Source organism: Zoogloea sp. (assembly GCF_028693495.1).
In the GTDB taxonomy this organism is placed as follows: Bacteria; Pseudomonadota; Gammaproteobacteria; order Burkholderiales; family Rhodocyclaceae; genus Zoogloea.
Genome location: NZ_JAQUVG010000063.1, coordinates 1 through 20,413 on the forward strand (window position 1 = coordinate 1; position 20,413 = coordinate 20,413).

Below are 20,413 nucleotides of genomic sequence, written 5' to 3' on the forward strand. Positions count from 1 at the left end.
CCTTGACCTTGGCAGAGGCAACCGCCTTGGCCGGCCTGGCTGCGGCCTTGGCCGAGGATCCGGCTGCAGCGCGCTTCGGTGCGGGCTTGACCACCTCGGCGGAGACCGCAGCAACCGGGGATGCTGCGGCCGGGACCGGCTCAAGCACGGGAGGAGCTGGCGGCACAACGGTTTCTGCCACAGCCGGGGCCACAGCCAGGGCATCGGCCGGGTCGGGCAGACGGCTGGCAAGGGCTTCGCCCTCCTGCTGCAATGCTGCACGGAGGGCGGTCTTGGTGGGGGTGTTCATGCTTTCTCTCCTGTCAGTTTCAATACTTCGATCACCAGCTTGTTCATTTCGCGCACGGCCTCGCCACCGGCCCGGCCAAGCTGGTAGACCGAACCGCCGATGACCGCACTCTGGGCATACGCGTTACGCTGGGCCAGGGACGCCCCAAGAATGGGCAACTCAAAGTCGCGCATCACTTCAAGCACATCCCAGGCAAGGTTGGTCCGCAGCACCCGGTTAGGCACCAGGGCAGCCTTGAGGCCCTTGCGGGCCGCCTGAACCTGCAGGATCAGGCGCTCGACGCCCTTGGTGGACCACAGATCCGCCGGGCTGGGCACCACCGGCACCAGGGCCAGATCAGCCTCCTGGAGGGACGCCAGCGTAGCCGGATGCTCGATGGAAGGCGGACAATCCAGCAGGATCATGCCGGCCCCGTCCCGGGCAAGCCGGCGGATCGCATCGTGGAGAGCCTGGGGTGTCTCCGCCAGCCCCTCCACCGCTGCCGGAAAGGGGTGGGTGGCACTGGCTGCCCGGGCCCAGCGCCAGGCCGTCTGCTGGGGATCCAGATCGATGATCGCCACCGATCTGCCGCTGCGGGCAAGACCTCCAGCCAGTTGCATCGTGAGCGTCGACTTGCCCGCACCGCCTTTCTGGGACAGCACGGTCACCACCTTGGACTTGGCCACACCAGCCTCCATTGCGTAATACTTTATTATTTTTACGCTTTCGCTGCTGAAGTGCAAGTCTCATACGAAGCCCGCACCCGCCCCTCCGGTCCCGTACGGGAGAATCCGCACACGGAGGGGGGCCTGACAGGGAGGAACCGAACCGTCAGAGAAGATTCATGGGGCGCGTGAAGCCATCCACACGCCGGGAGCCTGGTCTGGCACGGCGAACGCCGTGGGAAAGCTGAGCTGCCGGCACCGGTCAGCGCATGACATCCCTGCCGGAGGAGGCCCCGGGAGCCCGGGCGTGAGGCGGCGGGGGACACGGACAGGGCTTGAGCCCCCGGTTCCCAAGACCCAGACACTGGACGCCATGGCAGCCACAATCGACCGCCAGCTCGGCCTTTCCCCCCTCCTCCAGTTCGGCCACATGCAAGAGACGCAAAAAGCGCTCCGCCGACGTTCGACTGGAAAAAACCGTCAGCCGTCCATCATTGGCACACAGCCAGCGCTCATCTACCGATAGCGCCAGGCAGCCATCCCGCCCCCCTCCTGACAGGGGATGAATCCGCACCCGTGGCGTTCCCTGCGACGATACCGCAGCAGCAGCGAGCTCAAGCCAGGTGGCATTGCGTCCCTTGAGTTCCATCATGTCCCCTCCTTTTTATCGCGCACCGCTGAAGAACGCTAAAATGACAACGATCAGTGCGATGCTCCAAGTATTATCGATAAATGGAATAAGCCCCGGCAGCCGGCAGTTCCCGGCCATGCCTCCGGGAAAACCCTGCCCTCAGCATGGATGAAAACTCTCCCAGATCCTCCATGCAACAGACCGCTTTCAACCGGAGAAAGACTTGATGAAGCTCGAAACCCTCGCCGTTCACGGTGGCTACAGCCCCGACCCGACCACCAAGGCTGTGGCTGTGCCCATCTACCAGACCACCTCCTACGCCTTTGATGACACCCAGCATGGAGCCGACCTGTTCGACCTCAAGGTAGCCGGCAACATCTACACCCGCATCATGAACCCCACCCAGGCGGTGCTCGAAGCGCGCGTGGCGGCGATGGAAGGCGGCATCGCCGGCCTCGCCCTGGCCTCCAGCATGGCGGCCATCACCTACGCCATCCAGACCATCGCCGAAGCGGGAGACAACATCGTCTCGGCCTCCACCCTGTACGGCGGCACCTACAACCTGTTTGCCCACACCCTGCCCCAGATCGGCATCCAGGTCCGCTTCGCGGACTACCGCGACCCGGCCTCCTTCGCCCCGCTGATCGACGCCCGCACCAAGGCCATCTTCTGCGAATCGGTGGGCAACCCCCTGGGCAACATCACCGATTTCGAAGCGCTGGCGGCCATCGCCCACGCCCACGGCATTCCGCTGATCGTGGACAACACCGTGCCCTCGCCCTACCTGTGCCGGCCCATCGAACACGGCGCCGACATCGTGGTGCATTCCCTGACCAAATACATCGGTGGCCATGGCACCTCCATCGGCGGGATCATCGTCGATAGCGGCAAATTCCCCTGGGCCGAGCACAAGGAGCGCTTCCGCCGCCTGAACGAGCCAGATGTGTCCTACCACGGCGTGGTCTACACCGAAGCGCTCGGCCCCGCGGCCTATATCGGCCGCGCCCGGGTGGTGCCCCTGCGCAACATGGGCGCGGCGATCAGCCCCTTCAACGCCTTCCTGATCCTGCAGGGTGTCGAAACCCTGGCCCTGCGCATGGACCGGATCTGCGCAAGCACCCTCAAGGTCGCCGAATACCTGCAGGGCCATGCCAAGGTGGCATGGGTGAATTACGCCGGCCTGCCGGACCACCCGGATCATGACCTGGTTCAGAAATACATGGGCGGCCGGGCCTCGGGCATCCTCAACTTCGGCGTGAAAAGCGCCGACGGCGACGGCAAGGCTGCCGGCGGCCGCTTCCAGGATGCACTCAAGCTGGTCACCCGCCTGGTGAACATCGGCGACAGCAAGAGCCTGGCCTGCCACCCGGCCTCCACCACCCACCGCCAGCTCTCGCCGGAGGAGATGAAGAAGGCCGGCGTGTCCGAAGACATGGTCCGCCTGTCCATCGGCATCGAGCACATCGACGACATCCTGGCCGACCTGGACCAGGCGCTGGCCGCGGTCTGATCGACACCACAGCACTCAGGAAAAACGCCGGGACTCCCATCCCGGCGTTTTTCATTTCAGATCACAGTACGGCGTCAGGCGGCGCAGCCTGCGGCATCTTCTACAGCGAGCGGCACACCATGAGCCCCCGCACGGTTGGCAGCGCTGATGATCGCGCGCACCGATGCCGTCACGGTGTTGCGGTGCATGCCCGCCCCGAAGCGGCTGCCCGCCACCCCCTCCAGCGCCACCTCGACGATGCACATGGCCGCCGCATCCGCGCCCTTACCCATGGAACGCTCCTCGAAGCTCTGCACGCGGATCGGCACACCGATGGCGGCCACCGCAGCCTCCACCGGACCGTTGCCTTCACCGACAAACTCCACTGCCCGGCCGTTCACCTCGGCCTCGATGCGGATACCCTGGCGGTGGCCAGCCTCGAAGAGGTGATGGGCCACGTAGCGGATCGGCGCGTCAGCCTCGAGGTATTCGTGGCTGAAGAGGGTCCACAACTGGTGCGCATCCACTTCCTGACCCGTCTCGTCGGTGAGCCGCTGAACGGCCGCGCTGAAGTCCACCTGCATCCGCCGCGGCATCACGAGACCGTAATGAGCCTGAAGCAAGTGGGCCACGCCCCCTTTGCCGGACTGGCTGTTCACGCGGATCACCGAATCGTAGGTACGCCCCACGTCGAGCGGATCGATCGGCATGTAAGGCACCGTCCACCGGGCATCCGCCTGCTGCACCTCGAAGCCTTTCTTGATGGCGTCCTGGTGCGAGCCGGAGAAGGCGGTGAACACGAGGTCGCCCACATACGGATGGCGCGGATGAATGGGCAACTGGGTGCACTCCTCCGCCACCCGGGCCACATCGTTGATGTCCGAGAAATCGAGGCCGGGATCAATGCCCTGCGTATACATGTTGAGGGCAAGGGTCACGATATCCACGTTGCCGGTGCGCTCACCATTCCCGAAAAGGCAACCCTCCACCCGGTCGGCACCGGCAAGCATCGCCAACTCGGCAGCCGCCACGGCCGTACCCCGATCATTGTGCGGATGCACGCTGAGGGTGATCTGGTCCCGGCGGGCAAGATTGCGGTGCATCCATTCGATCTGATCGGCATACACGTTCGGGCCCGCCACCTCCACGGTGGCCGGAAGGTTGAGGATCACCTTCTCACCCGGCCTGGGATCCCAGGCCGCCACCACCGCATCGCACACCTCCTTGGCAAAATCGAGCTCGGTGGCGGTAAACACCTCGGGACTGTACTGGAGCACCCATTCGGTTTCCGGGTGCTGGGCAGCAAGTTCCTTGACGAGGGTCACACTGGCCACGGCAAGGGCCTTGACCTCATCCTTGCTCATCCCGAACACCGTCTCGCGGAACACCGGCGAGGTCGCATTGTAGATGTGGACGATGGCCCGGCGGGCGCCCTTGAGGGACTCCATGGTGCGGCGGATGAGGTGCTCGCGGGCCTGACTCAAGACCTCGATGGTCACGTCGTCGGGGATCTCGCCCTGCTCGATGAGCTGACGGACGAAATCGAAATCAGTCTGGGAGGCGGAAGGGAAGGCGACTTCGATTTCCTTGAAGCCGATCGCCACGAGCTTACGGAACATCCGCAACTTGCGGGCGGCATTCATCGGTTCGAAGAGGGCCTGGTTGCCGTCACGGAGATCGGTGCTCATCCAGACGGGAGGATGGGTGATCGTGCGGCTGGGCCACTGGCGGTCAGCGAGGGCGACCGGGGGAAAGGCGGCGTACTTGGTGTGCGGATGCTTCAACATGATGATCTTGTCCTTTGCTTTCGTCGGATACGGTTCGGGTGTTCGGATGCGGACGCAGGGCTGCCAGACTGCCGCGGGCTCGTGGCCTGGCAACCGGGGCGCAGTCGTAGGGATGACTGGAAACGTTTCGATGCATTCATGGTGACACTCCGTGAAATCGGGATGCGGGAAGCCCATACGCCTCTGGTGAGACGGCAGGGCATGACCAACAGGAAGGGAGATGTGATGTGTGCCCGTCAGGGCAGCAGCAGACCCAGCCCGGAGAGGGGCGGCAGGAGGGACAGAAGGGTCTGATGCGTGGAGTTCATAGGCTCAAACTTATCAGGGGATTTCTGCCCCGTCAAACCATGGTGACGATTAACGCTTGCTATCCTCAACCCAGCGTGCAACCCAGCACCTGGTAACCGGGGCCTTCATGGACGATCTGGCCTGGCACGAACTTGATGGTTCGCCCCGCCATGCGGGCAAACACCGGATGCCCCAGCGGCATGAACCCCGGCTCGCACACCACGCGCACCCCCCGGCCCCGCACCACTGCATCACACAGAATGCCGCTCCAGCCACGGCTTCCATCATCGAGGGAGATCGCCTGGGGCGCGTTACTCAGGGTCTGCAGGCCAAGAAAGACCTGTCCCGCCTCACTCCGTACCCGGCGCACCCGGGCCAGCAGCCAGCGCCCGGTCTCCCCCAGCTGAGCAGCCACCAAGGCACCGACCCGGCAGGTCTCATGATCGAAAAGCGGTCCTTGAAGGCGGAATCCCGTCCGGCTGGCATCCAGCAGAAACCAGGCGGCAGCCGGTCGCAACTGAGCATCGCCGGAAAGAAGGGAGCGGATGAAACCGACCCCCGTGGCCAGGGACACCTCGCCCCCAACCGCGTGACGACGGTATTGACGCCTGGGCGGCTGAGGTCCCCAGTGGCGGGCAAGATGGCTGATGGTGGCCATCACCGCCTCGGGCTCCAGACCGGCAAAAGCCGGTGGCACCCCGGCCGAGCGCAGTGTCCTCTCCAGTTCTCCCAGCACAGGCAAGGCCTCCGACGGACGGAAGAAATGCAGGTTTCCCCCTTCGGCCGGTGCTTCAAGACAACGCCGGGGTGGGGCGAGTCCTTGCAGGTCCACTGCAAACAGGCTGCCCTGCACCGGCTGGCGACTCAGCCCCAGCACATACTGGAAGTGGCGCACCAGCTTGTCTGCGGCCTCGATACGCTCCGGGCTGAGCTGATCCAGATGCGCGCACTGCAGCGCCACCAGCCGGATGAACTCGCAGGTGACGGTGGAACGGGTATCCCTCCCCTCCCGGTAACGCACCGGCACATTCAGCGCACCACTGGCCTCAGCCATCCGGAACGCCTGGCCTGCCCGCAGCCAGACCTGGGGATCCAGATCCTCGTAGGCAAAGGCGGTCCATTTCATCTCACCCGCTGCCGAGCGGATGGTGCGCAGCAGCAGGTGGGTACGCAGTTCGTCATCCGGGCCGCTTCCAACGTCGGCCGACAGGGTGTTCAGCGCCAGATCGTAGGCACGCCCCAAACTGGTGTGAAAATCCCGTCCCAGCGCCTTGTAGCGCAGACTGCGGGCACTGAAGGCATTGGACAGATACAGGCCGGCGGTCTGGCGCAACTGGGGCTGGGCCGCCTCGTCAAGGGTGATGACCAGCCTGCCGAGGGTCCTGGCGGGCAATGCGGCTTCGTAGTGGAATGAATCAAGCCAGCGGATCACCTCGATGATCGCCGTGGGTGCTTCATGGCCAGCCAGGCCGTGCAGGATCTGCTGCAGGGCGTGGGGCTTGAGGAGGGGATGCACACCACCGGACTGCACGCCAACGCCCACTGCCTGCCTGCCTTCCATAACCGAATGACACCGGGAAATTCAAGAAAAATCATGGTAGCACAGGGCCTTGCAAACCCAGCCGGCGGCCGGGCAGGCAAGGGTCACCCCGGAGCACGGAACCGGTGTCCTTCGGGTAAACTCGCGCTTTTGGGGTTTTTCCATGCGCCAGTATCACGAACTCATGGGCCACGTGCTGGAAAACGGCCACCGCAAGGACGACCGTACCGGGACCGGTACCCTCTCCGTCTTTGGCTGGCAGATGCGCTTCAAGCTGGCCGAGGGTTTTCCGCTTCTGACCACCAAGAAGCTCCACACCCGCTCGATCATTCACGAACTGCTGTGGTTCCTGCAGGGCGACACCAACATCCGCTACCTCCAGGACAACGGTGTTTCCATCTGGAACGAATGGGCGGACGAAAATGGTGAGCTGGGGCCGGTCTACGGCAAGCAATGGCGGCGCTGGGAGGCGCCCGGCGGCCGCAGCATCGACCAGATCAGCCAACTGGTGGAGGCCCTCCGGAAGAACCCCGACTCCCGGCGCCACATCGTCTCGGCCTGGAACCCGTCAGAAGTGGACCGCATGGCGCTTCCACCCTGCCACGCCCTGTTCCAGTTCTACGTGGCCGGCGGCAAGCTCTCCTGCCAGCTCTACCAGCGCAGCGCCGACATCTTTCTGGGGGTGCCCTTCAACATCGCCAGCTACGCCCTGCTGACCCTGATGGTGGCCCAGGTCTGCGGCTACGAGCCGGGCGATTTCGTATGGACCGGCGGCGACTGCCACCTCTACACCAACCATCTGGAGCAGGCCCGCCTGCAGTTGTCCCGCGAGCTGCGGCCCCTGCCCACCATGCGGATCAACCCTCAGGTCAAGGACATCTTCGCCTTCAAGTTCGAGGATTTCACCCTCGAGGGCTACGATCCCCATCCCCACATTTCCGCACCGGTGGCCGTATGAACACACCCGTTATCGCCCTGATTGCCGCCTGCGCCCGGGGCGGGGTGATCGGCCTTGACAACCGCCTGCCCTGGCATCTGCCGGAGGACATGAAGTTCTTCCGGGAGACCACCCGGGGCAAGCCGGTGATCATGGGACGCAAGACCTGGGAGTCCCTCCCGGGCGCCTTCCGTCCCCTGCCCGGCCGGCGGAACATCGTGGTGAGCCGCAACGCCGGGTATCAGGCCGACGGAGCCACCGTAGCGGGGGGGCTGTCCGAGGCACTGGCGGCGGCAGGCGCTGCCGACACCGTCTTCGTGATCGGCGGCGCCGAGCTCTACCGCCAGGCCCTGCCGATGGCCGACCGCCTCTACCTCACCGAGATCGACGAGGATTTCGCGGGAGATGCCTGCTTCCCCGAATTCGCCACCGAGCACTGGCGCGAGGTGCAACGCACCCCCCAGGTCGCGGCCTCCGGCCTCTCCTTCGCGTGGGTCACATACGAGCGCAGGTAGCGCTGCCTGCACCAGGGGAAACAAAAACGCCGCGGAGCCGCGGCGTTTTTGCTGTTGCATCTTCAGGGGCGCCGGTCAGTCCCTCACGCAATCCACAAAGTAGTGGATGCGCCCATCGCGCACTTCCTTCACGAGCCCGTGCACATCGGTCTCGAAGCCCGGGAAGCGTTCATTGAATTCGCGGGCGAAGTGGAGATACTGGACCACGGTCTTGTTAAAGCGCTCACCCGGGATCAACAGCGGGATGCCCGGCGGATAGGGCGTCAGCAGCACGCTGGTGACCCGGCCCTCCAGTTCGTCGATGGAGACCCGCTCGATCTCCCGGTGAGCCATCCTGGCAAAGGCATCCGCCGGCTTCATGGCCGGAATCATGTCGGACAGGTACATCTCGGTGGTCAGGCGGGCCACGTCCTTGGCCCGGTACACCGCGTGGATGTCCCGGCACAGGTCACGCAGGCCAACCCGCTCGTAGCGCGGGTTTTTCTGCACGAACTCGGGCAGCACCTTCCACAGGGGCTGATTCTTGTCGTAGTCGTCCTTGAACTGCTGCAGCTCGGTCACCATGCTGTTCCAGCGGCCCTTGGTGATGCCGATGGTGAACATGATGAAAAAGGAGTAGAGACCGCATTTCTCGACGATCACCCCGTGCTCGGCCAGATATTTGGTGACGATGGCGGCAGGAATCCCCCGCTCGGCAAACTCTCCATCCACATCAAGGCCCGGGGTGATGATGGTGGCCTTGATCGGGTCCAGCATGTTGAAGCCCTCGGCCAGGCTCCCAAAGCCGTGCCAGCGCTCACCCGGCTTGAGCATCCAGGCGTCACGCTCCTCAATGCCTTCCTCCGAGAGGTCGTCGGGGCCCCACACCTTGAACCACCAGTCGGCACCCCACTCCTCGTCCACCTTGCGCATCGCACGGCGAAAGTCCAGGGCTTCGGCGATGGACTCCTCTACCAGAGCGGTGCCGCCGGGCTCCTCCATCATCGCCGCCGCCACGTCGCAGGACGCGATGATCGCGTACTGGGGGCTGGTGGAGGTGTGCATGAGGTAAGCCTCGTTGAACACATCCCGGTCCAGGTGCTGCTGCTCGGCATCCTGGACGAGGATCTGTGAGGCCTGGGACAGGCCCGCCAGCAGCTTGTGGGTGGACTGGGTCGAGAAGATCATCGACTCCTTGCAGCGCGGACGGTCCGCCCCGATGGCGTGGTAGTCGCCGTAGAAATCGTGGAAGGCCGCATGGGGCAGCCAGGCCTCGTCGAAATGCAGGGTATCGATCCTGCCGTCCAGCTCTTCCTTGATCGCTTCCACGTTGTAGAGCACACCGTCGTAGGTGGACTGGGTGATGGTCAGCACCCGCGGCTTGGCCGTCTTGTCGGCGATGAAGGGGTTGGCGTCGATCTTCTTCTGGATGTTCTCCCAGGAGAACTCCGCCTTCGGGATGGGACCGATGATGCCGAAGTTGTTGCGGGTCGGCATCAGGAAGACCGGGACGGCGCCGGTCATCATGATCGCATGGAGGATGGATTTGTGGCAGTTGCGGTCCACCACCACGATGTCGCCCGGCGCCACGGTGGAGTGCCAGACGATCTTGTTGGACGTGGAGGTGCCGTTGGTGACGAAGTACAGGTGATCGCAGTTGAAAATCCGCGCCGCGTTGCGCTCCGAGGCGGCCACCGGGCCGGTGTGGTCAAGCAGCTGGCCAAGTTCCTCGACGGCATTGCAGACGTCGGCGCGGAGCATGTTCTCGCCGAAGAACTGGTGGAACATCTGACCGACCGGGCTCTTCAGGAAGGCCACACCGCCGGAGTGGCCAGGGCAGTGCCAGGAGTAGGAACCGTCGGAAGCGTAGTGGACCAGGGCCTGGAAGAACGGTGGCGGCAGGGACTCGAGGTAGGCCTTGGCCTCGCGCACCACGTTGCGGGCGATGAACTCCGGCGTATCCTCGTACATGTGGATGAAGCCGTGCAGTTCACGCAGCACATCGTTGGGAATGTGGCGGGAAGTGCGGGTCTCACCATGCAGGAAAATGGGAATATCGGCATTGCGCAACCGGATCTCGCTGACGAAGGCCCGCAGGTCGGCAATGGCCTTTTCAGCTGCCTGCGCAGACGAGAACTCCTCATCATCGATGGACAGGATGAAGGCAGAACCGCGGCTCTGCTGCTGGGCAAAGGACGCCATGTCACCGTAGCTGGTCACGCCCAGCACCTGGAGACCCTCCTTCTCGATGGCTTCCGCCAGGGCGCGAATGCCCAGCCCGGACGTGTTTTCCGAACGGAAGTCCTCGTCGATGACGATGACCGGAAAATTGAAGCGCATGCTCGACTCCTCGATGCCCAGTCTGTACGGGCAGTTCAACAAAAAAACGTTGGGCGGACCTGCGTGATTACGCACGATCCGCCCGCGGGTTGTCAGACCCTAACTGACAAATGTTTCAGATTTTCGGCAGCGTGACGCCGGTCTGGCCCAGGTACTTGCCGCCCCGATCCCTGTAGGAGGTGTCGCAGACCTCATCGGATTCGAAGAACAGCATCTGGGCCACGCCCTCATTGGCGTAGATCTTGGCCGGCAGTGGCGTGGTGTTGGAAAACTCCAGGGTCACATGACCCTCCCACTCCGGCTCGAGCGGGGTCACATTCACGATGATGCCACAGCGGGCATAGGTGGACTTGCCCAGGCACACCGTCAGCACGCTGCGCGGGATGCGGAAGTACTCCACTGTGCGGGCCAGGGCGAAGGAGTTCGGCGGGATGATGCACACGTCGCCGGTGAAATCGACGAAGTTGCGTTCGTCGAAGTTCTTCGGATCCACGATGGTGGAGTTGATGTTGGTGAAGATCTTGAATTCGTTGGCTACACGCACGTCGTAGCCATAGCTGGACGTGCCGTAGGAGACGATCTTGCCGCCCTCGTTCTGGCGCACCAGTTCGGGAGCAAAGGGTTCGATCATCTGCGCATCGCCTTCCGCCATGCGGCGAATCCATTTGTCCGATTTGATGCTCACGCGGGGCCCCTGCGAAAAACGCGCATTCTACATGCAGCGGAGGTGAGGGGAAGAGGTATGGAAGGCAGAATTCCACACCCCCGCCCATGGCATTTATTTCTTCTTGTCGTCCTCGTCGTCGCTGACCGCATCGTAGATGCCCTTGCCCACCTTGAAGGGAACCTTGACCACCTCGACGCCCACATCCACCGCGGTCCCCACCACGGCCCCCACCACACAGCCGGACAAGCCCAGGAGGCAGGCCATCAGCAGGCCTGCGCGCTTCATGTAACGGGCGATCACGTGTTCTGCACCACGATGCTGGGGAACTTGGAGCTCATGTCCTTCTGCTTGTCGGCGACGGCGATCGCCACCTTGCGGGCGATCGTCTTGTAAAGCTCGGCCACGCGACCGTCCGGATCGGCAATCACCGTCGGTGTTCCCCTGTCCACCTCCTGGCGGATCTGGATGTCCAGGGGCAACGCCCCCAGGAAGGGCACGCCATAGTCCCGGCACATGGCCTCGCCACCACCGGCACCGAAGATGTGCTCTTCGTGGCCACACTTGGAGCAGATGTGGATACTCATGTTTTCAACGATGCCGAGGATGGGCACCCCCACCTTCTCGAACATCTTGAGGCCCTTGCGGGCGTCCAGCAGGGCGATGTCCTGGGGCGTGGTGACGATCACCGCACCGGTCACGGGCACGCTCTGGGAGAGAGTCAGCTGGATGTCGCCGGTCCCCGGGGGCATGTCGATGATCAGGTAATCCAGGTCGCGCCAGTTGGTGTCCTTGAGGAGTTGCTGGAGCGCACCGGTGGCCATCGGACCGCGCCAGACCATGGGCGTCTCCACATCCACCAGAAAGCCGATGGACATCACCTGCAGGCCATGGGCCTCCAGGGGCTCCATGGTCTTGCCGTCCGTGGATTCAGGTTTGCCGCCGGCAATGCCCAGCATCTGGGGCTGGGAGGGACCATAGATGTCCGCATCCAGGATCCCCACCCGGGCCCCCTCGGCCGCCAGGGCCAGGGCCAGGTTCACCGCCGTGGTGCTCTTGCCCACCCCCCCCTTGCCGGAAGCAACGGCGATGATGTTGCGCACGCCGGGCATCAGCTTGGCCCCCTGCTTGACCGCGTGGGCGACGATCTTGGCAAACACGTTGGCGCTGACGTTGGCGACGCCCGGGACGGTCTTCACCTGGGCAATCAGCGCGGCACGGATGGCGTCGACCTGGCTCCGGGCCGGGTAACCCAGTTCGATGTCGAAGGACACATCAGCGCCGCTGATGCGCAGGTTCTTGACCCAGCGGGCAGAGACATAGTCCTTCCCGGTGTTGGGATCGGCATACTGGCGGAGGCTGTCGAGGACGCTTTGTTCGGTGAGGCTCATGGTGTCAGGGGCCGACGGGCGGCGAAAAAAGGAAAACATGGCGCTAAACCAGGCGGGGCAAACCCGAGTAATTTACTCCAGTTTACCGAAAAGCCGCCGGCTCCGCGATGAGAGAATCGCTTTGCTAGAATGGCGGATTCGGAACAATTCACGCTTCAGGCCCCATCCATGACCTCCCAGCGCAAGATTCTCGTCACCAACGCCCTGCCCTACGCCAACGGCGACATTCACCTCGGTCATCTGGTGGGCTACATCCAGGCCGACATCTGGGTACGTTACCAGCGCATGCGCGGCCACACGGTGCACTATGTATGTGCAGACGACACCCACGGCACGCCGGTCATGCTGCGGGCAGAAAAGGAAGGCCTGACCCCGGAACAGCTCATCAACCGGGTACATGGCGAGCACAGCCGGGATTTCCGGGACTTCGGTGTGGCCTTCGACAACTACCACTCCACCCATAGCGACGAAAACCGCTGGTACGCCGAAGACATCTACACCCGCCTGCGCGACGGCGCCAGGCTCATCGAGACCCGCTCCATCGAGCAGTTCTACGATCCGGTCAAGGAAATGTTCCTGCCGGACCGCTTCATCAAGGGCGAGTGCCCCAAATGCGGCGCAGCTGACCAGTACGGCGACAACTGCGAGGCCTGTGGCGCCGCCTACACCCCCACCGAGCTCAAGAACCCGTTCTCGGCCGTGTCCGGCGCCAAACCGGTGTTGCGCACTTCCGAGCATTACTTCTTCCGGCTCTCCGATGCGCGTGCCGTCGAGTTCCTGCGTGCATGGACCCAGGGCAGCACGCCCGACGGCACCCGCCGGCTGCAGCAGGAGGCCGCCAACAAGATGAAGGAGTGGCTCGGCGAGGCCGGCGAGAACAAGCTCTCCGACTGGGACATCTCCCGCGATGCCCCCTACTTCGGCTTCGAGATCCCCGACGCTCCGGGCAAGTACTTCTATGTGTGGCTGGATGCGCCGATCGGCTACTTCGCCAGCTTCAGGAACCTCGCCAGCAAGCGCAGCGACATCGACGTGGCCGACTTCACCGAAGCGGGCCCTGCTGCTGCGGCCGGCACCGAGCTGATCCACTTCATCGGCAAGGACATCCTCTACTTCCACGCCCTGTTCTGGCCCGCCATGCTGCACTTTGCCGGCTACCGCTCGCCCACCCAGCTGTGCGTGAACGGCTTTCTCACCGTCGACGGCGCGAAAATGAGCAAGAGCCGCGGCACCTTCATCACCGCCCGCAGCTACACCGAGCAGAAGCTCAACCCCGAGTGGCTGCGCTATTACTTCGCCGGCAAGTCCAACGGGACCATGGAAGACGTGGACCTCAACCTGGATGACATGATCGCCAAGGTCAACTCCGACCTGGTGGGCAAGTTTGTCAACATCGCCAGCCGTTGTGCCGGCTTCATCGCCAAGCGCTTCGACGGCAGGCTGGGGGCGCACGACGGGGCGCTGGCCCTCGACTGGAGCGTGGACGACGTGGCCGCGGCCTACGAAACCCGTGATTTCAGCCGGGCCCTGCGCAGGATCATGGAGTTCGCCGACCTGGCCAACGGCTACGTCAACGACAACAAACCCTGGGAACTCGCCAAACAGGAAGGCCAGGAGGCTCGCCTGCACGTGGTGTGCACCACCGCGCTCAACATCTTCAAGGCCCTCACCGGCCTGCTCAAGCCGGTGCTGCCGAGCCTCGCGGCACAGGTCGAATCCTTCCTCGCCATTGCCCCCCTGAACTGGGACACGCTCCTCGCCCCGCTCCCCGCCGGCCACACCATCAACACCTACAGCCACCTCATGACCCGCATCGAGCGCAAGCAGGTGGATGCCCTGCTGGAAGCCAACCGGGAGTCCCTCGCCCCCGCCGCCACCGCGGCTCAGCCAGCCAGGGCCGGTACGGGCAAGGACGACAAGGCCGCCCACTCGGAACAGCGCCACGCCCAGCACCAGGCCCATGCCGCCGCCACCGAAGCGGCGCAGGCCAGCGAGTTCGAGCCCTTCATTTCCATCGACGACTTCGGCAAGGTGGACCTGCGGATTGCGAAGATCGTCTCCGCCGAACATGTGGAAGGGGCCGCCAAGCTGCTCCGCCTGCAGCTCGACATCGGGGAGGACAAACCCCGCCAGGTCTTTGCCGGCATCAAGTCGGCCTACGATCCGGCCACCCTGGTCGGCCGTCTGACCGTCATGGTGGCCAACCTGGCTCCCCGCAAGATGAAGTTCGGCCTGTCCGAAGGAATGGTGCTTGCCGCCTCCGACACCTCCGGGGACACCCCGGGGCTGTTCATCCTGTCCCCCGATGCGGGCGCCCAGCCGGGCATGCGAGTCAAGTAATGCACGGCAAGCGCTCCCCTCTGCCCCGTCTCACCCCTGCCTTCTGGGGCTGGGCCGCCCTCGACATGATCGGAGTGATGGTGCTCGCCCTCGGCGCGGCCTACCTGATCGAAGATCGCGCCTCCCTCCTGCCGGGGCTGCCGGCCAATGGCACCCAGGCCTGGATCTGCGTGGCCGGCGGCATTGCCACGGTCTTCGTGGCAGCGGTCAAGATGCTGGTCGAGGTCATGCACGCGGCCTCCCGCAGCACCCGGGCCGCCAACGACGAGCGGATTCACTGAGCCCCCTTCGCCATGCCACTGACCGCCAGCAAACGATGGATCGTCCAGCAGCGCACCGCCTCTGGCCGATGGCCTCCGCATGCCGCCTCAGGCGGCCCCCAGCCCCTCACCACCAGCCTGCGGAACCATCATGAAGATCCCTTTTCGCCCCAAGCTCCTCGATACCCTGCCCGGCTATGACGCCGGCCAGTTCGGCCGCGACGCATCCGCGGGCCTGACCGTCGGCGTCCTGGCCCTGCCCCTGGCGATGGCCTTCGCCATCGCCTCGGGCATGTCCCCCACCGCTGGCATCTGGACCGCCATCATCGCCGGCTTCCTGATTGCCGCCCTGGGCGGATCCCGCGTCCAGATCGGCGGCCCCACCGGTGCCTTCATCCCCATCATCTACGGCATCGTCGCCGAATACGGCGTCCAGAGCCTGCTGGTCGCCACCATGCTGGCCGGTGCCATGCTGGTGGCCATGGGCGTGTTCCGGCTGGGCAGCCTGATCCGCTTCATCCCCAAAACGGTCGTGATCGGCTTCACCAACGGCATCGCGGTAGTGATCTTCCTCGCCCAGATCAAGGATTTCCTGGGCCTGCAGATCGACCACCTGCCCGGCGAGTTCTTCGGCAAGATGAAGGCGCTGATCAGCCACCTGCACACCATCGACCCCCCCACCGTGGCCCTGTCGGTCGCCTCCCTGGCCGTGCTGCTGTCCTGGAATCGCCTGGCCCGGCAATTCAAGCCGCTGGCCCGGATGCCTGGCCCCCTGGGGGTGCTGGTGATCGCCACGGTGGCCAATGCCGTGCTGGAACTGCCGGTGGAGACCATCGGCAGCCGCTTCAACGGCATTCCCCAGGAGCTGCCGGCCTTCGCCCTGCCGGAGCTGTCCCTGACCACCCTGGGCAAGCTGATCTCTCCTGCCCTGACCATCGCCCTGCTGGGCGCCATCGAATCCCTGCTCTCGGCACGGGTGGCCGACAGTGCCATCGAAGACCGCCACGACCCCAACCAGGAGCTCATTGCCCAGGGGCTGGGCAACCTCATCGCCCCCCTTTTCGGCGGCTTCGCCGCCACCGGGGCAATTGCCCGCACCGCCACCAACGTCCGCACCGGCGGCCGGACCCCGGTGGCCGGCATCATCCATGCGCTGGTCCTGCTGGCGGTGGTGCTGGTGCTGGCCCCGTTTGCCAAGCACATCCCTCTGGCCACCCTGTCAGCGATTGTGGTGGTGGTGTCCATCAACATGGGGGAGTGGCACGAATTCCGTGGCCTGGGGCGTTTCTCGGTAAATTACCGGACCATCCTGCTCAGCGTCTTCTTCGTCACGGTCTTCTTCGACCTGAGCCTGGCCGTGGAGCTCGGCATGGTGCTGGCGAGCCTGTTCTTCATCTACCGGATGTCCGACCTGACCCGGGTCGAGCGCCTGCCCCTCAGCGAACTCGCCATGCTGCCGGATTTCCTCTATCCGGACGGCTCGCCCCGGGTGGTGGCCTACTCCCTCTACGGATCCCTGTTCTTCGGCGCCGTCCACAAACTCGAAACCCTCCTCGACCCGGCCCAGCGCCATCCGGAAGTGGTTGTTCTGGATATGCACCACCTGGTCAACCTGGACACCACCGGCCTGGAAGGGCTCGCAGCCCTCTGCAAGAACCTGCACAAGAAAGGCTGCACACTGATCCTGTGCAGCCTGCAAACCCAGCCTGCCTCCCTGATCCGCCGCTCCGGCTTCGAGGAAGAGGTCGGCAGCAGCAACCTCTGCGGTGACATCTATGGCGCCCTCGCCCGAGCCCGGCAGCTCCTGCCGCGCTTCCTGGACGAGGACACGGTTTAGGCGCGGGGAGACGGCCGACACCCCGCAGAGCACGCACGCCTCGGCCGCATCCACTCCGGCGGAGGCGTGGCGCAGGAAAACCGTTAGAATCGGGGTCCCATTTCGCCTGTCACAGCATCGTGGCCGCACCCCCCACATCCGAACCCAATGACCCCTGGGACGCAGCCAAGGCCGCGTTCGAGCACTTCCCCACCTTGATATGGCGGGCGGGTCCGGACGGCCAGTGCACGTACTTCAATCAGAGCTGGCTCAGATTCACCGGCCGCACCCAGGAAGAAGAAGCCGGCGAAGGCTGGACCCTGGGCGTTCACCCGGAAGACTTCGAGCACTGTACCGGCACCTACCTGAGCCATCTGGCGGTGCGCACCCCCTTCGAAATGGAATACCGGCTGCGCCGTCACGACGGCGTCTACCGCTGGATCATCGATACCGGCTGGCCGATCTACACACCGTCGGGCAGGTATTCCGGCTACATCGGCTCCTGCATCGACATCACCGACCGGCGCCTGGCCGAAGCGGCCGCCCAGGAGCGGGAGATGCGCCTCAGCACGCTGCTCTCGTCGATGGGCGAAGGGGTCATCATGCGGGACGAGCGGGGCAAGGTGCTGATGCACAACGCCACGGCCGCAGAGATCCTTGGCATGACGGACGCCGAGCTGGAAAACTGGACCATCTGCGGCAACCAGATCGTTTACCTCAACGAAGACGGCACCCCGGCCGACCTGGAGAGCATTCCGCCGGTCAAGGCCCTGAGCTCGGGCCAAGCCCAAGCCAGACTCCTCGGCATCGACAGGGCGGACGGACAGCGTCGCTGGCTGTGGGTCAACTCCGTTCCCCTGTTCGAGGAAGAGATTGGCCGGCCCCTCGGTGTGGTCACCACCCTGGCCGACATCACCGCCCACCGCAGCAATGAGGAGCAGCTGCGCCTCGCCCTCACGGTCTTCCGCCACAGCGTCGAGGCGATCATCGTCACCGACGCCCAGCAACGCATCCTGTCGGTGAACAAGGCCTTCAGTGAAGTCACCGGTTACAACGTGGCCGACGCCATCGGACGCACCCCGAGGATGCTGATCCACTCAGGCAAGCACGACGCCAGCTTCTACGCGGACATGTGGCAGGACATCCAGGCGCATGGCTTCTGGCAGGGCGAAGTCACCGACCGGCGCAAGGACGGCAGCCTTTATCCCGCGGCCCTGTCAATCAGCGCCGTACGGGATCACAACGGACGGATCAGCCACTACGTTGCGGTGTTCTCCGACATTACCGAGCGCAAGGCCACCGAAGCGCGCATCGCCTTCCTGGCCCAGCATGACCCGCTCACCGGCCTGCCCAACCGCACCCTGCTCCACGACCGGCTTGATCAGGCGCTGGCCACTGCAGCCCGGATGCACGGCCGGATTGCGCTGATGTTCCTGGACCTGGACCGTTTCAAGACCATCAACGATTCCCTGGGCCACATGGTGGGAGACCGCCTGCTGCAGGGTGTCGCAGAGCGCCTGAGCGGCTGTGTCCGGGACAGCGATACGGTGAGCCGCCAGGGCGGCGACGAGTTTCTGATCGTCCTGACCAACATCCATGCCCCCGGCGACGCCGCCCGGGTGGCCGAGAAAATCCTTGCCCGGCTCGAAGCCCCCTTCGAGGTAGATGGCCATCTGCTGGGCACCTCCTTTTCGATTGGGATTGCCCTTTACCCCGAAGACGGCGCATCCGTGGAGACACTGATGAAGAACGCCGACACGGCCATGTACCACGCCAAGGAAAGCGGAAGGAACACCTACCGCTTCTTCGATGAGCTGATGAATGCCAACGCCCTGGAACGCCTCCAGCTGGAGAACGTCCTCCGGCGGGCCCTGGAAAGGCAGGAGTTCCAGCTCTACTATCAACCGCAGGTAGACCTGGCGAGCGGTCGCATCATCGGCATGGAAGCGCTGCTGCGCTGGTTCAGCAGTGAGCTGGGCAGCGTTTCTCCCGCCCATTTCATCCCCCTCGCCGAGGAATGCGGCCTGATTGTGCCCATCGGCGAGTGGGTCCTCGAGGAGGCCTGCCGCCAGGCCCGGACCTGGCAGGACCGGGGCTTTCCAGCAGTCCCCGTGGCCGTCAATCTGTCGGCCATGCAATTTCGCCGCGACGACATCGTTGCCACCGTACGGAAAGCCCTGGCGAACAGCGCGCTGGATGGGCAGTGGCTGGAGCTGGAACTCACCGAATCCCTGCTGATGCAGTCCGGCTCCAATGTGGAGGCCACCCTGGCTGCCCTCAAGACGCTGGGGGTCCGCATGTCCATCGACGATTTTGGCACGGGCTATTCCAGCCTCGCCTATCTCAAGCGCTTTCCGGTGGATCGCCTGAAGATCGACCAGAGTTTTGTCCGGGACGTGACCGATGACCCGGACGATGCCGCCATCGTCCGCGCCATCATCCAGATGGGACGCAGCCTGCGCCTGGAGGTGATCGCCGAGGGCACCGAATCCCCGGAGCAGATGGATTTTCTCCGGGACGAAGGCTGCACGGCAGCGCAAGGTTATCTCTTCAGCCCCCCGCTGCCTGCCGACGCGATCAGCGAGCTGCTGCGGATCGGCGTCCTGCCCGCAGCGCCAATCCAGGACCCGCACTGAACCTCTGCCCCGGGCCCCTGCCTGGCGCCCACGCTCAGAGCAGGCAGGTCCGCAACCGATCCAGGTATTCCGGCACACCCGGCATCCCCTCGGCGGGGGCCCAGGGGGCCCACTCGGCCGCAGCTGGAACCTGGTAGGGCCCGGCCTTGGCTTCGAGAAAAACGCTGCCGGACGCCAGGGCCACGATGCTGTGGAACACCCCCGGCTGAATGTCGTAGCCAAACACCGCCGCGCCTGGCGCCATGATCTGCCGCTCCAGGACCTGGCCCTCCTCATCAAAGATCAAGGTGCCGAGACACCCGCGGAGCACGATGATGGTCTCCGCCTTGTGCGGATCCAGATGACGGTGGGGGCGCACATAGGAATCCGGCTCCATCGCCACCAGAATCCTGTGGGCCAGGGCGTCATTCCCCCGGTGCAAGGGGTGATGGGCCCGCCGGCGGGGCAGGCTGCGCGCCTGTCCCATCAGGGAGGCCAGCAGCGCCTCTCCCAAAAAGGGCGACGCAGACTCAGCCATACACAAGCTCCACGGCTTCCGGGGGCAGCCATTCCCGAAGGCTTTCCAGCAGCCGGTCGTCGGGCCGGATCCGCCAGTCCGGACCCAGAGGCAGATCCCCCTCGGCCTGGGCATTGCGGTAACGCACACGGATCGGACAGCCCCCGTCCCGGAAAGGCTCCAGGGTCGACTGCAGGCGCTCGGCCGCCGCAACGGGACCACCGGCAGCTCCCACCTCCCCGTTGAGGCGGATCTGCAAGGCCCTGGCATAGCGCCCGCGGGCCTCGCCCAGGGTCATCAGCTTGTCCGCCACGATGCGGAAACCGCCCGAAAAATCATCGTTGCTGACAGATCGGAAGAGCACACGTCTG

Annotated in this window: 17 protein-coding genes and 1 pseudogene; 7 read left to right on the forward strand and 11 right to left on the reverse strand. The window is 64.6% G+C overall.

Annotated features, from left to right (window positions below; genetic code table 11):
* The 3 genes and pseudogenes from PHD22_RS11135 to PHD22_RS11145 form a co-directional block, all read right to left on the reverse strand.
* Positions 1 to 289 (reverse strand): annotated as a pseudogene (locus PHD22_RS11135) (hypothetical protein); the annotation flags it as partial.
* The gene (gene parA / locus PHD22_RS11140; RefSeq protein ID WP_299866479.1) at positions 286 to 954 is read right to left on the reverse strand and encodes a ParA family partition ATPase; all 669 of its coding nucleotides are present in this window, start codon (positions 952 to 954) and stop codon (positions 286 to 288) included. The gene parA and the pseudogene PHD22_RS11135, both read right to left, overlap by 4 nt.
* A gap of 241 nt (positions 955 to 1,195) precedes the next feature.
* Positions 1,196 to 1,585 carry a hypothetical protein gene (locus PHD22_RS11145; RefSeq protein WP_299866482.1) on the reverse strand — a complete coding sequence of 130 codons (390 nt, stop codon included), beginning with the start codon at positions 1,583 to 1,585 and terminating at the stop codon, positions 1,196 to 1,198.
* A gap of 205 nt (positions 1,586 to 1,790) precedes the next feature.
* Between PHD22_RS11145 and PHD22_RS11150 the strand changes: the two genes are divergently transcribed.
* Positions 1,791 to 3,074: an aminotransferase class I/II-fold pyridoxal phosphate-dependent enzyme gene (locus PHD22_RS11150; RefSeq protein WP_299866485.1), complete on the forward strand. Its 1,284-nt coding sequence runs from the start codon at positions 1,791 to 1,793 to the stop codon at positions 3,072 to 3,074.
* A 74-nt stretch (positions 3,075 to 3,148) separates the two neighbouring features.
* Here the strand turns inward: PHD22_RS11150 and leuA are convergent, their stop codons facing one another.
* The gene (gene leuA, locus PHD22_RS11155) at positions 3,149 to 4,840 is read right to left on the reverse strand and encodes a 2-isopropylmalate synthase (RefSeq protein ID WP_299866488.1); all 1,692 of its coding nucleotides are present in this window, start codon (positions 4,838 to 4,840) and stop codon (positions 3,149 to 3,151) included.
* Positions 4,841 to 5,213: 373 nt separating this feature from the next.
* A complete protein-coding gene (locus PHD22_RS11160; protein WP_299866491.1) occupies positions 5,214 to 6,689 on the reverse strand; it encodes a hypothetical protein in 1,476 nt (491 codons plus the stop codon).
* Positions 6,690 to 6,831: 142 nt separating this feature from the next.
* Here PHD22_RS11160 and PHD22_RS11165 point away from each other — a divergent pair, with 142 nt between their 5' ends.
* Together PHD22_RS11165 and PHD22_RS11170 are read left to right on the forward strand one after the other, a co-directional pair.
* Positions 6,832 to 7,626 (forward strand): thymidylate synthase, encoded by a 795-nt coding sequence (locus PHD22_RS11165; RefSeq protein WP_299866519.1) that lies wholly within the window; start codon positions 6,832 to 6,834, stop codon positions 7,624 to 7,626.
* The gene (locus PHD22_RS11170; RefSeq protein ID WP_299866522.1) at positions 7,623 to 8,120 is read left to right on the forward strand and encodes a dihydrofolate reductase; all 498 of its coding nucleotides are present in this window, start codon (positions 7,623 to 7,625) and stop codon (positions 8,118 to 8,120) included. Before PHD22_RS11165 ends, PHD22_RS11170 begins: the two co-directional genes overlap by 4 nt.
* Positions 8,121 to 8,195: 75 nt before the next feature.
* On the opposite strand, the gene PHD22_RS11175 is transcribed toward PHD22_RS11170, so the two are convergent.
* From PHD22_RS11175 to apbC, 4 genes are all read right to left on the reverse strand, one after another.
* Positions 8,196 to 10,439, reverse strand: coding sequence for an arginine/lysine/ornithine decarboxylase (locus PHD22_RS11175; protein WP_299866525.1), 2,244 nt, complete (start codon positions 10,437 to 10,439; stop codon positions 8,196 to 8,198).
* 115 nt (positions 10,440 to 10,554) lie between these two features.
* Complete coding sequence (dcd, locus tag PHD22_RS11180; RefSeq protein ID WP_299866528.1) at positions 10,555 to 11,124, reverse strand: dCTP deaminase; 570 nt, start codon at positions 11,122 to 11,124, stop codon at positions 10,555 to 10,557.
* Positions 11,125 to 11,217: 93 nt separating this feature from the next.
* Entirely contained in the window at positions 11,218 to 11,406 is a 189-nt protein-coding gene (locus tag PHD22_RS11185; protein WP_299866530.1) for an NF038104 family lipoprotein, read from the reverse strand.
* On the reverse strand, positions 11,403 to 12,494 hold the full coding sequence (gene apbC, locus PHD22_RS11190) for an iron-sulfur cluster carrier protein ApbC (protein WP_299866550.1): 1,092 nt from the start codon (positions 12,492 to 12,494) through the stop codon (positions 11,403 to 11,405). Before apbC ends, PHD22_RS11185 begins: the two co-directional genes overlap by 4 nt.
* 129 nt (positions 12,495 to 12,623) lie before the next feature.
* Here apbC and metG point away from each other — a divergent pair, with 129 nt between their 5' ends.
* The 4 genes from metG to PHD22_RS11210 all read left to right on the forward strand — a co-directional run bounded on the left by metG (position 12,624) and on the right by PHD22_RS11210 (position 19,546).
* On the forward strand, positions 12,624 to 14,834 hold the full coding sequence (gene metG / locus PHD22_RS11195) for a methionine--tRNA ligase (protein ID WP_299866533.1): 2,211 nt from the start codon (positions 12,624 to 12,626) through the stop codon (positions 14,832 to 14,834).
* Positions 14,834 to 15,115 (forward strand): hypothetical protein, encoded by a 282-nt coding sequence (locus PHD22_RS11200; RefSeq protein WP_299866535.1) that lies wholly within the window; start codon positions 14,834 to 14,836, stop codon positions 15,113 to 15,115. The genes metG and PHD22_RS11200 overlap by 1 nt, the downstream gene beginning before the upstream one ends.
* A gap of 130 nt (positions 15,116 to 15,245) precedes the next feature.
* Positions 15,246 to 16,931, forward strand: a complete 1,686-nt coding sequence (locus PHD22_RS11205; RefSeq protein ID WP_299866538.1) for a SulP family inorganic anion transporter — start codon at positions 15,246 to 15,248, stop codon at positions 16,929 to 16,931.
* A 119-nt stretch (positions 16,932 to 17,050) separates the two neighbouring features.
* Entirely contained in the window at positions 17,051 to 19,546 is a 2,496-nt protein-coding gene (locus PHD22_RS11210; RefSeq protein WP_299866541.1) for an EAL domain-containing protein, read from the forward strand.
* A 34-nt stretch (positions 19,547 to 19,580) separates the two neighbouring features.
* Here the strand turns inward: PHD22_RS11210 and PHD22_RS11215 are convergent, their stop codons facing one another.
* A complete protein-coding gene (locus PHD22_RS11215) occupies positions 19,581 to 20,063 on the reverse strand; it encodes a WbuC family cupin fold metalloprotein (RefSeq protein ID WP_299866544.1) in 483 nt (160 codons plus the stop codon).
* The coding region (locus PHD22_RS11220) for a hypothetical protein (protein ID WP_299866547.1) at positions 20,056 to 20,413 on the reverse strand (358 nt) is incomplete at its 5' end. The genes PHD22_RS11215 and PHD22_RS11220, both read right to left, overlap by 8 nt.